Below are 11,521 nucleotides of genomic sequence, written 5' to 3' on the forward strand. Positions count from 1 at the left end.
TGACTCCGCCTTAGTGGTGGCCGGCTTTTTCGGCCCGCCGGTCCGCCGGCAGTTGGTTCCACGTGGCCATGAGCTCACGCTCGGACCCTGTGGGTGCCGGTCCTGCCGGGGCGAAGACCCGCGACGGCAGCGCCGGATCCTCGTTGTCGGTGTTGATCACCCCGGCCTTGGCGTTTCGGAACGCCCTGTAGGTGGCGATGAGTGCCGCCGTAATGACGATGATGCTGAGCACCACGAAGATCACCGAGAGCCAGCCCTGGATCGCGGTGTTGCGGATCACGGCTTCCATGGCCGGGACGGTCTTGGCCGCACCGAAGGAAGTCTTGCCTTCCGCAAGCGCCTTGGAGAAGGCTGCGTTGTTGGCGAAGTAGCCCACGGCCGGGGTGGAGGAGAAGATCTTCTGGTAGCTCGCCGTGATGGTGACGACGGCCACGAAAGCCATCGGGACCGCCACGATCCAGAGGAACTTGAAGGAGCCCTTCTTCGCCGCGATCGCGAGGCAGACGGACAAGGCGATGGCGGCGAGCAGCTGGTTGGCGATGCCGAACAGCGGGAACAGCGTGTTGATGCCGCCCAGCGGGTCCGTGACGCCCATCAGCAGCACGGCGCCCCAGGCAGCGACCATGACGGCGGTGGCGAGCCAGGCGCCGGGACGCCAGGAGTGCTCCTTGAACTTCGGGACGAAGTTGCCGATCGAGTCCTGCAGCATGAAGCGGGCAACGCGCGTGCCGGCGTCGACCGCGGTAAGGATAAACAGGGCCTCGAACATGATGGCGAAGTGGTACCAGAAGCTCATCATGGCGGTGCCGCCGATGAACTGCTGCATGATGTGGGCAAGCCCGACGGCGAGGGTCGGGGCGCCGCCGGTGCGGGAAACGATGCTGGCTTCGCCGACGTTGGCAGCCGTCTCGGCCAGCATGTTCGGGCTGATGTTCACGCCGGACAGTCCCAGGCTGTTGACCCAGGCAGCCGCGGATTCCACCGTGCCGCCGGTCAGGGCAGCCGGGGCGTTCATGGCGAAGTAGAGCCCGCGGTCGATGGAGATCGCCGCGACCAGGGCCATGATGGCCACGAAGGACTCCATGAGCATGCCGCCGTAGCCGATGTACCGGGTCTGGCGTTCCTTTTCGATCAGCTTCGGCGTGGTGCCGGACGCAATCAGGGCGTGGAATCCGGACAAGGCGCCGCAGGCAATGGTGACGAAGAGGAACGGGAACAGCGCGCCCGGGAAGACGGGCCCGTTGTCGCGGCTGGCGAATTCGCTGAACGCCGGGACCGAGATTTCCGGACGGACCACGATGACGGCGAGGGCCAGCATCACGATGACGCCGATCTTCATGAAGGTGGAGAGGTAGTCGCGGGGAGCCAGGAGGAGCCAGACCGGCAGGATCGCGGCGATGAAGCCGTAGATGATGATGGCCCAGGCGATGGTGACCTTGTCCAGCGTGAAGAGGGCGTGGCCCCAATCGGTCGCCGCGACGGCGCCGCCGCCGATGATGGCGGCCATGAGGAGCACAAAGCCGATCAGGGAGACTTCCATGATCTTGCCGGGGCGGATGAACCGCAGGTAGACGCCCATAAAGAGGGCGATCGGGATGGTCATGCCGACGGAGAAGACACCCCAGGGGCTTTCGGCCAGGGCGTTGACGACAACGAGGGCAAGGATGGCGACGATGATCACCATGATCAGCAGGGTGGCGATCAGCGCGGCGGTGCCGCCGATGACGCCGAGTTCCTCGCGGGCCATCTGGCCCAGGGAACGTCCGCCGCGGCGCATGGAGAAGAACATCACGACGTAGTCCTGAACGGCACCGGCGAACACGACGCCGATGATGATCCAGATGGTGCCCGGGAGGTAGCCCATCTGGGCTGCGAGGATCGGGCCCACCAGGGGTCCGGCGCCGGCGATGGCGGCGAAGTGGTGGCCGAAGAGGACGTTGCGGTCCGTGCGGACATAGTCCTTGCCGTCTGCCTTGTACTCCGCGGGCGTGGCCCGGCGGTCGTTCGGCTTCAGCAGGTACCGCTCAATGACCTTGGAGTAGAAGCGGTAGCCGATCAGGTAGGTGCACACCGCGGCGAACACGAACCAAATGGCGTTGACCGTTTCACCGCGGACGATCGCCAGCATGAACCAGGCCACGGCGCCCAGCAGGGAAATTGCCACCCAGATCGCGATTTTGGTTGGCGTCCATTTGCGTTCTTCCGCCTCGCGCACGGACGCGTCCACGGCTGTGGGCGGCAGTGCCGGGTCCGGCGTAATGCCGTCCTCGACCAGTAAGTTCTTTGGCGTGCCATCTGGCATTGTGCCCATGTCTCCTCCTTGAGAAACCCCAACCGGGCAAATCCACTCGACAGATGTGCCCCAAGGCACCCTACCAACGGCGGGGATGCCTGGGTATGCCCTTGCGCCAGGCGGCCCCGTGGGGGCGGCGAACGGTTGGGCATAGGCGCTGAACGGCGCGAGTGTTACCGGCTGGCGTTAATATTCGCACCGCTGGCCCCGGGAGGCTAGGCGTTCGGACCGGTCAGCTGCATCAGCCGTGCCTCGCAGAGGTCCAGCCACCGCACCTCGGCTTCGGTCTGGAAGATCAGGGAATCCAGGACCAGCAGCCGGGCGGTATCCGCCGGCCGGTGCTGGGACGCCGTGTCACGCCGGGCTTTGGTGTAGTCCTGCAGCGCCCGGATCGATACGGCGCGCTGGGCGTGGATGGAGGCGCCGACGTCGACGCCGGGAAGTGTCAGCGCGAGGGCGAGCTTGATGGCCAGTTCGTTCCGCGGAGGACTCGCCCGCGGCACAGGGGACGTGAACCAGTTGCGGACCTCGGCGAGGCCCTCGGCAGTGATGCTGTAGATGACGTGGCCTTCACCGTCGGCACCATCTTTGCGGACAAGGCCGTCGCGCTCCAGGCGGTCGAGGGTGGTGTAGACCTGCCCGATGTTGAGGGGCCAGGATGATCCGGTGCGGTCCTCGAATTCAATCCTGAGCTGGTAGCCATAGCGTGGGCGGTCCTGCAGGAGGGCGAGGAGGCTGTGACGAATGGACATAATGCTCCCGGAGGGTAGCGGGACGACAGCATACACGCGCCCCAAGACGCGTGTATACCGCGTATGGAATTACATTACAGTCATTCGGTGTGACAGAGCAATTCGGTGTATGTCATAACGGGCATATGTGCTACATGACCAGCAGAATCTTTCCTACGTGGTCCCCGGTATCGAAGTACCGGTGCGCGTCACCGACCTGCCCCAGCGGGAAGGTCTTTGCCACAAGCGGCCGGATCCGGCCGTCGGCCAGCAGCGGCCAGACCGCGTCGCGGACGGCGTCCATGATCACGGACTTCTCCTCCACCGGCCGTGGACGCAACGCCGTCGCAATGATCGCGGCACGCTTGCGCAGCAGCATGCCGAGGTCCAGCTCGCCCTTGGCTCCGCCTTGCAGCCCGATCACCACCAGCCGCCCGTAGTCCGCCAGTGCGTCCACGTTCTGCTGGAGATATTTGGCTCCGACGACGTCGAGGATGACGTCCGCGCCCTTACCGCCGTTTTGCGCGCGGAGGCTCGCCGGGAAGTCTTCCTCGGAGTAGTTGATCGCGATGTCCGCGCCGAGGAAGGCCTTGGCGGTGCCGACCTTCTCCGCTGTGCCCGCCGTGGTGGCCACCACGGCACCCATGGCCTTCGCGAGCTGGATGGCCATGGTTCCGATGCCCCCGGTTGCCCCGTGGATGAGCACGGTCTCGCCCGGTTGCAGCTGCGCCGTCATGATCAGGTTGGAGTAGACCGTGGCCGCGACTTCCGGCAACGCTGCGGCGGTGACGAGGTCGACGCCGTCGGGGATCCTCAGAACCTGTCCCGCCGGCACGGCAACCTGCTCGGCGTAGCCGCCGCCGGCCAGCAGGGCTACCACCTTGTCCCCCACGGAGAACGGTTTGGTCACGCCGGGCCCGAACCCGGCAATCCTGCCTGAGACTTCCAGCCCGGGAACTTCCGAAGCGCCGGGCGGGGGCGGGTAGTGGCCCTTGCGTTGCTGGACGTCGGCGCGGTTGAGCCCGGCGGCGACGACGTCGATCAGCACTTCGCCTGGGCCGGGCACCGGGGCCGGGACGTCGCGGACCTCCAGGGCCTCGGGTCCGCCGGGCTCTGAGATATAGACAGCCTTCATGGAGAACTCCCGATTCCTAACAGACTTCTTGCAGCCTTTTTGCAGGGATGCGCCTGCGGCACACCACGTCCGAAGCGCCTTCTCCCAGAGTAGGCGGAGGAGCTACGCCTGTCCGCGAGCGCAGCTGCGTTTTTTGTTGCTGCCGACCGCCTATGAAACACTACTCGTTAGGGAAGGTTGTCCGAGCGGCCGATGGAGCTGGTCTTGAAAACCAGTGTGCGGTGACCCCGTACCAAGAGTTCGAATCTCTTACCTTCCGCGAATAATGCCCCTGGTTCTGCGCTTTGCCGCCGAGCCAGGGGCATTTTTGCGTTACGGGCGGGGTTCGTGGGCGTGCTGGTGCCCGCGGGCGCGGCGCGGATCGGGAATGGCTAGAGGGGAGGGGCACCGCGGGCTAGAGGGACCGGGCCCGCGGCGAGGGCAGATCAGGGCGGTGCTGGGCCGGCGTGAGGTGATGTCCGCCGTCGTACTCCACCGCGAGCCTGAACTCCGGGCAGGCCAGATCGATCCACAGCGGCGTACCCTGCCGGTCCAGCAACACATAGCTCGGTTCAAAGGCGGGCAGGCCGGAGCGCCCGAAGAGCAGCCGCAGTCTGGTCTCGGGCGGCGAGTCGGCCCCCACACGGGCCAGTCCTAGTGACTTCCTCAGCAGGAGAAGACCAGCCACGGGACGTCGACTTCCCGTGTAGCGCTGGAGCTCCCCCAACGTGAACCGAGCGGTCCGCGGGTGCTGGTAGCGGACGTGCTCGCAAACCAGGTCGTCAGCAATGACGACGAGGTCCTCGAGAGTCAGGTTTCCCGTCCCCGCGAGGTCCAGCAGGGTCCGGGGAATCGAGGTGACCGGGACGCCCTGCAGAATGACGATATCGTCGGGCTCAAGTCTTGAGCGGTGGCCGACGACGCCCTTGCGCCGGGGAGCGGCGGACCCGTCCCGGGTGAGGTGCAGCAGCCCGGCCGACGGCGTCGAACGCGCGTTCGCCACGGCGCCGGGAAGTTTGAAGGCGTGGATGAAAGCCGCCGAGTAGAAGCTGACCGTGTCCGGCGGCCCCAGCCACGTGTAGGGCCGCGCCCGTTCCAGCAGCGACTGCTCCTTGCCGGTCGGCACGCGTATGCCGCGGCTCGGTACATGGAGGTCCTTGGCCTTGGTCCGCCATGGCGAAATGCTGCTCAACCGGCCCTCGCCGATGGTGAAGGATGCTGCCGCCAGTTCCGCGGGCAAGGGTCTCGCTGTTGCCATGCGCCTATTAGGCCACAGTGCGGTCCGGGCTGCGCTGCGTTATCCACAGCCTCGTCCCCGTGGGCGGCGGCGCAGCCTGAGGCCCGGGAAATGGATCCGCCGGGTGGGCAGATCAGGGCGGATTTGGGGCGCGGATCCGCCCTCATCTGCCCACAGGGCGGTCGTGCTGATTTCCGGCTGCGGATTCCCGGCACCTGCTTTGCCGGATCCGATCAGCGGTGCCATTGAAACCGTCGGCCCCCGGGCATAGTCTCACTGTGTCTTCATCACTCCCCCCAGACGCACTGGCCCGGCAGAGCCATCTTCACTGCCTCCAACAGAAAGCAGGACCCCACAATGCCAACACCAGACCACCCCAACGGAGCGCCCTGCTGGATCGACCTGCTGACCTCCGATACCGAAAAGGCCAAAGCGTTCTATGGCGAGCTTTTCGGCTGGATTTTCGAGACGGGCGATCAGGAGAAATACGGCGGCTACATGACAGCGCTGAAGAACGGCAAGTCCATCGCCGGAATGATGCAGAAGCAGGAAGCCCAGGCCGGCTTCCCGGACGTGTGGTCCACCTACCTGCGCACTGACGATGCCAGGGCCACGGTCAAGAGCGCGGCGGAGCACGGCGGACAGGTCTACATGGAACCCATGGACGTGCCCGAACAAGGCAGCATGGCCATGGTGGGCGATGCCACCGGCGCGTCTGTTGGTATCTGGCAGCCCGGCGAGATGAAGGGCTACGAGCTCGCCGCTGAACCGGGCACCCCCGCCTGGCACGAACTCCATGCCCGGGACTACGCCAAGGCTGTGCAGTTCTACCAGGACGTGTTCGACTGGGAAACCGAAGTCCTGAGTGACAGCCCGGAATTCCGCTACACAACGCTGGGAGCCGGAGACGACGCCAAAGCCGGAATCATGGATGCCTCGGGCTACCTTCCCGCCGGAGTCCCGGCCAGCTGGCAGATCTACTTCGCCGTCGAAGACACGGACGCCGCCATCGAGAAGGCCGTCGCAATGGGAGCCGAAGTGATCGACGGACCCGACGACAGTCCCTTCGGCCGGCTGGCCACCCTCGCTGACCCCACCGGCGCAGTGTTCAAAATAGTGGCCGAAACCCAACAGGGGGCCCAGGCCGCCGCAGACGCCTAAACGCGCAGCGCGGACAACCCGTTCCCGCCTAATTACCAAAATTGTTGTAAGAAATACCGGCCAGCCCCTTTCCCAAGGGCTACTGGCCGGTATTCTGCTGTGGAGCGTCCGGCCGAGGCACCCGGGCATCACTCACAGGCATCACCAGAAACCCTGACCCGGGCGTTCGAGCCGTTCCGGGAAGGCTGTGACGCGTTCCGCTGGGGGACGTCTCGCCGAATGCACATGCCGTACACATCGTGTTCATTCATCCCTGTTTTGCTGTGCCGGAAGCTGCTTGACCAGGAGCAGTGACCGGCAGTCCGTTGGCATCACGCGGACACATTCCACCCAGCCCTTACCCGGGCACCTAATGAGAGTTAGAGCGGATGAAACGCATACCTTGGAAAACCGCGCTCGGGACAGCGCTGTCAGTGGGGCTCATCGCAGCCCCACTGGCCGCTGTCCCGGCGTTTGCCGTGGAGGTCTCCCCGGCTGCTGGCGCCTCGCCAGTCATCATCAACGAGGCATACCTCAGCGGCGGCAGCGCCGGAGCAGCCTACAAGAACAAGTTCGTTGAGCTGTACAACACCTCGGACGCCCCGGTTTCCCTGGACGGCTGGTCGCTGCAGTACCGCGCCGCAACAGGTACATCGGCGCCCAGCTTCGCCGCCCCACTGACCGGCAGCATCCCTGCCAAGGGCTACTACCTGCTTAAGGGCGGCGCCAACGGCGGCACCGCCGCCGCCGGCGCCGAACTCCCCGCCGCTGACGTCACCGCCACCGGTTTCAACCCTGCCATCGGCGGCGGAACCATCGTGCTGGCCAAGCAGGCCGCCGCGCTGAACCCGCTGGCAACCGGTTCGGTCATCGAGCCCGCCAACGTCGCGGACCTGCTCGGCTATGGCTCGTCCAACACCTTCGAGGCCCAGGCCGCCACCGCGCCGTCGGGCACGGGTGACGTCAAGAGCGTGAACCGCAGCAACGGCGTTGACACCAACAGCAACGCCGCGGACTTCACCCTGAACGCGACAATCACCCCCAAGGCCGTCAACGGTACGGCCGCCCCCGTTGATCCTCCGGTCGATCCGGGCCCGGTCACTCCCCCTGCCACCAAGACCATCGCCGAGATCCAGGGCAACGGTACCGCCAGCCCGCTCGTAGGCACCTCCGTGACCACCCGCGGCAAGGTCACCGCCACGTTCCCCACCGGCGGGTTCGCCGGCTACTACATCCAGACCCCCGGCACCGGCGGCGACCTGACCCCGGCCAACCACACGGCGTCGGACGCTATCTTTATCTTCTCGTCGGCCACGGCAGGTTCCGTCCAGGCCGGCGACTACGTCGAGGTGTCCGGCACCGTCAGCGAATACTTCGGCATGACCCAGATGACGGTTGCCGCCCCGGCGGACCTGAAGAAGCTCACCGAGGCAGCCCCTGAGGTCAAGGCCACCGGTTTTGCCCTCCCGGCCGAGGAATCCTTCCGCGAATCCCTCGAAGGCATGCTGCTGGCCCCGCAGGGTCCCGTGACCGTGAGCGATAACTATTCGCTGAACCAGTACGGCGAAATCGGCCTGGCCGGCGGCACCACGCCGCTGGAGCAGCCCACCGCCGTCGCCGAGTACGGTTCCGCCACGTACACCGCCACCGTCGCCGAGAATGCCTCCCGCGGCATCAAGCTCGACGACGGCGCCACCACCAACTTCCTCAAAGACGCCACCACCAAGGCCCTGGAACTGCCGTACCTGAGCACGGCGGATCCTGTCCGCGTCGGTGCGCCGGTGAGCTTCAAGACCAACGTGGTGCTGAGCTACACCAACAACTCCTGGAAGTTCCAGCCGCTGACCCACCTGACCCCCGCCAACGCGGAGGCAGTCCAGCCGGTCAGCTTCGGCGCCACCCGCACAGACGCTCCGGCAGCAGTGGGCGGCAACCTCAAGATCGCCTCGTTCAACGTGCTGAACTACTTCCCGACCACCGGCGACACGATCGCCGGTTGCAAGTTCTACAACGACCGGGCGGGCAACCCCATCACGGTCAGCGGCGGCTGCAATGTCCGCGGCGCCGCCAACGCGGAGAACCTCAAGCGCCAGCAGGACAAGATCGTCGCCGCCATCTCCAAGTCCGGCGCCGACGTCGTCACCCTCATGGAGGTTGAAAACTCGGCGCAGTTCGGCAAGAACCGCGACGACGCCCTGGCCAAGCTGGTTGACGCGCTGAACATCGCCACCCCCGGGATCTGGGACTACGTCCGCACGCCGGCTAACGCACCCCCGCTGGCCGACGAGGACATGATCCGCACCGCATTCATCTTCAAGAAGGCCGTCGCGGAGCCGGTGGGTGAGTCCATCATCCTCAACGACACCGCAGCCTTCGCCAGTGCCCGCAAGCCGATGGCGCAGGTCTTCAAGCCGGTCGGCGCCTCCGATGACAAGAAGTTCATCGCGATCGCCAACCACTTCAAGTCCAAGGGCTCAGCCGCGACTCCGGAGGACACCGACAAGGGCCAGGGCGCCTCAAACCTGGCCCGCACCGCACAGGCCAAATCCCTGCTCGCGTTCTCGAACGAGCTGCAGGCCTCCAAGGGCACCGACAAGGTCTTCCTGATCGGCGATTTCAACTCCTACGCCAAGGAAGACCCGATCAACGTCTTCACGGCCGCCGGATACGTCAACCAGGACGACAAGGCCAAGAACGCCGATGGCTCCGCCAAGCACTCCTACCTCTTCGGTGGCATGGTGGGCTCCCTGGACCACATTCTCGCCTCCCCGGGTGCCAACGCCATCGTCACCGGCGCCGACATCTGGAACATCAACTCCGTGGAGTCCGTCGCCCTGGAGTACAGCCGCTACAACAACAACGTGACCGACTACTACGCCGCGGACCAGTTCCGGGCGAGCGACCACGATCCGGTGGTGGTCGGGCTGAACCTTCCCATCACCCCGGCCAGCGTTGAGCTGAACTTCCTCGGCATCAACGACTTCCACGGCCGCATCGATTCCAACACCGTGTTCTTCGCGGGAACCATCGAAAAGCTGCGGGCCCAGGCTGCCCCCGGCGCCACGGCGTTCCTCTCCGCGGGCGACAACATCGGCGCCTCGCTGTTCGCCTCGGCCGTTGCCAAGGACCAGCCGACCATCGATGTGCTGAACGCCCTTGAGCTGCAGACCTCGGCCGTGGGCAACCACGAGTTCGACGGCGGCTGGGCCGACCTGCGCGACCGCGTCATCGCGGGCGGCAACAACGCCAAGTTCCCGTACCTTGGCGCCAACGTCTACAAGAAGGGCACCACCGAGCCGGTGCTGCCGGAGTACACGGTCCTCGACATGAACGGCGTCAAGGTCGCCGTGATCGGAACCGTCACGCAGGAAGTGCCCTCGCTGGTCACCCCCGCGGGCATCGCCGATCTCGAATTCGGCGACGCCGTCGACGCGATCAACCGCGTCGCCGCGAAGATCAAGGCGGCGAAGCTCGCCGACGTGATCATCGTGGAGAACCACGACGGCGCCGGTTCCGGAGCGCCGGAAGGTTCCACCCTGGCGCAGGAAGTCGCCGCCGGCGGCCCCTTCGCCAAGATGGTCACCGAGGTCACCCCGGATGTTGCGGCGATCTTCAACGGCCACACCCACAAGCAGTACTCCTGGGACGCTCCGGTCCCGGGCGTTGAGGGCAAGACCCGCCCGATCGTCCAGACCGGCAACTACGGCGAGTACATCGGCCAGATCCAGCTCACCATCGACACCAAGACCAAGTCGGTCACCGGCTACAAGGCCGGCAACGTCAAGCGGACCACCTCCGCTGACCAGCCGGCCGACGTTCTGGTCCGCGATTACCCGCGGGTCGCCGCCGTCAAGACCATCGTTGACAAGGCCCTGGCCGACGCAGCAGTGGTGGGCAACCAGCCTGTCGGCAAGGTGACCGCGGATATCACCACCGCGTTCGGCGGCTCCCCCGCCGTGCGTGACGACCGCGCGAACGAGTCCACCCTGGGCAACCTGGTCGCCGATTCCCTCGTGGATTCGCTCAAGGCTCCGGAACTGGGCGGCGCCGAGATCGGCGTCGTCAACCCGGGCGGCCTGCGCAACGAGCTGTACTTCGCGCCGGACGGGACCGTCACCTACGCCGAGGCCAACGCGGTCCTGCCGTTCGTGAACAACCTGTGGACCACGTCGCTGACCGGCGGGCAGTTCAAGACGCTCCTGGAGCAGCAGTGGCAGACCAACCCGGACGGCACGGTTCCCAGCCGCGCCTACCAGCAGCTGGGCCTGTCCAAGAACGTCAACTACACCTACGACGCCGCCCGCGCCGCCGGTGACCGGATCACCTCGATCCGGGTCAACGGCGCGCTGATCGACCCGGCGAAGTCCTACCGGATCGGAACGTTCAACTTCCTGGCAACGGGCGGCGACAACTTCCGGATCTTCAAGGAAGGCACCGGCACCAAGGACTCCGGACTCGTGGACCGCGACGCGTGGATCAAGTACCTGCAGGCACACAGCCCTGTGGCACCCGACTTCGCACGCCGCTCCGTGGCCGTGGTGAACACCACCGCAGCCGAGGTCAAGGGCGGGGGAGCCCTCACCCTGGCTGTCTCCAAGCTGGACCTCACCTCGCTGGGCAGCCCGGCCAACGCCTCGCTGCGCGCCGAGTTCACGGATGCGAAGGGCACCGTAACGGCCCTTGGCACGGTTCCGGTTTCCGCCGGCACCGCCACGGTGGATCTGAAGGTACCCGCCGGCGCAGCCGCCGGCACAGGCACGCTGGTGCTCACCGCCGTCGAATCCGGCACCGTGGTGAAGGCGAGCGTCCAGGTCGCTGCCACCACACCGGTCCCGCCGAAGTGCACCGTCCCGGTTCCGCCGACGAAGTGGTACGACTTCAAGGGCTGGATCAAGTACACGATTGCCTGGGTCCAGTACCTGAAGTGCCTTAAGGGCTAGTTTCCCGGCCCTGACCCAGTGAGCATGCCCTCCCCCGGGCTGCAGCAACGGACATATTGCCAATAT

General features: G+C 66.0%; 6 protein-coding genes and 1 tRNA gene. 3 read left to right on the plus strand and 4 right to left on the minus strand.

Going from position 1 to position 11,521, the window contains the following annotated elements; all coding sequences use genetic code 11:
* Positions 1-10: 10 nt before the first annotated feature.
* The 3 genes from AB4Y67_RS16290 to AB4Y67_RS16300 all read right to left on the minus strand — a co-directional run bounded on the left by AB4Y67_RS16290 (position 11) and on the right by AB4Y67_RS16300 (position 4,159).
* On the minus strand, positions 11-2,311 hold the full coding sequence (locus AB4Y67_RS16290) for a carbon starvation CstA family protein (protein ID WP_441406800.1): 2,301 nt from the start codon (positions 2,309-2,311) through the stop codon (positions 11-13).
* A gap of 197 nt (positions 2,312-2,508) precedes the next feature.
* On the minus strand, positions 2,509-3,045 hold the full coding sequence (locus AB4Y67_RS16295; protein ID WP_441406801.1) for a PadR family transcriptional regulator: 537 nt from the start codon (positions 3,043-3,045) through the stop codon (positions 2,509-2,511).
* Between the two features lie 130 nt (positions 3,046-3,175).
* Positions 3,176-4,159, minus strand: a complete 984-nt coding sequence (locus AB4Y67_RS16300; RefSeq protein WP_441406802.1) for an NAD(P)H-quinone oxidoreductase — start codon at positions 4,157-4,159, stop codon at positions 3,176-3,178.
* Between the two features lie 171 nt (positions 4,160-4,330).
* Between AB4Y67_RS16300 and AB4Y67_RS16305 the strand changes: the two genes are divergently transcribed.
* Positions 4,331-4,418: transfer RNA gene (locus tag AB4Y67_RS16305), tRNA-Ser, on the plus strand.
* 135 nt (positions 4,419-4,553) lie between these two features.
* Here the strand turns inward: AB4Y67_RS16305 and AB4Y67_RS16310 are convergent.
* A complete protein-coding gene (locus tag AB4Y67_RS16310) occupies positions 4,554-5,396 on the minus strand; it encodes a hypothetical protein (RefSeq protein WP_441406803.1) in 843 nt (280 codons plus the stop codon).
* 336 nt (positions 5,397-5,732) lie between these two features.
* Between AB4Y67_RS16310 and AB4Y67_RS16315 the strand changes: the two genes are divergently transcribed.
* Both AB4Y67_RS16315 and AB4Y67_RS16320 read left to right on the plus strand, forming a co-directional pair.
* A complete protein-coding gene (locus AB4Y67_RS16315) occupies positions 5,733-6,536 on the plus strand; it encodes a VOC family protein (RefSeq protein WP_441406804.1) in 804 nt (267 codons plus the stop codon).
* 368 nt (positions 6,537-6,904) lie between these two features.
* A complete protein-coding gene (locus AB4Y67_RS16320; protein WP_441406805.1) occupies positions 6,905-11,455 on the plus strand; it encodes an ExeM/NucH family extracellular endonuclease in 4,551 nt (1,516 codons plus the stop codon).
* Positions 11,456-11,521 lie beyond the last annotated feature (66 nt).

Source organism: Arthrobacter sp. YAF17 (genome assembly GCF_052113365.1).
Classification (GTDB): domain Bacteria; phylum Actinomycetota; class Actinomycetes; order Actinomycetales; family Micrococcaceae; genus Arthrobacter.

Excerpts from the sequence above, each read along its gene's own strand:
- AB4Y67_RS16320 (WP_441406805.1), top strand. The coding sequence starts at position 6,905 with ATGAAACGCATACCTTGGAAAACCGCGCTCGGGACAGCGCTGTCAGTG.
- AB4Y67_RS16315 (WP_441406804.1), top strand. The coding sequence starts at position 5,733 with ATGCCAACACCAGACCACCCCAACGGAGCGCCCTGCTGGATCGACCTG.
- AB4Y67_RS16310 (WP_441406803.1), bottom strand. The coding sequence starts at position 5,396 with ATGGCAACAGCGAGACCCTTGCCCGCGGAACTGGCGGCAGCATCCTTC.
- AB4Y67_RS16290 (WP_441406800.1), bottom strand. The coding sequence starts at position 2,311 with ATGGGCACAATGCCAGATGGCACGCCAAAGAACTTACTGGTCGAGGAC.
- AB4Y67_RS16295 (WP_441406801.1), bottom strand. The coding sequence starts at position 3,045 with ATGTCCATTCGTCACAGCCTCCTCGCCCTCCTGCAGGACCGCCCACGC.
- AB4Y67_RS16300 (WP_441406802.1), bottom strand. The coding sequence starts at position 4,159 with ATGAAGGCTGTCTATATCTCAGAGCCCGGCGGACCCGAGGCCCTGGAG.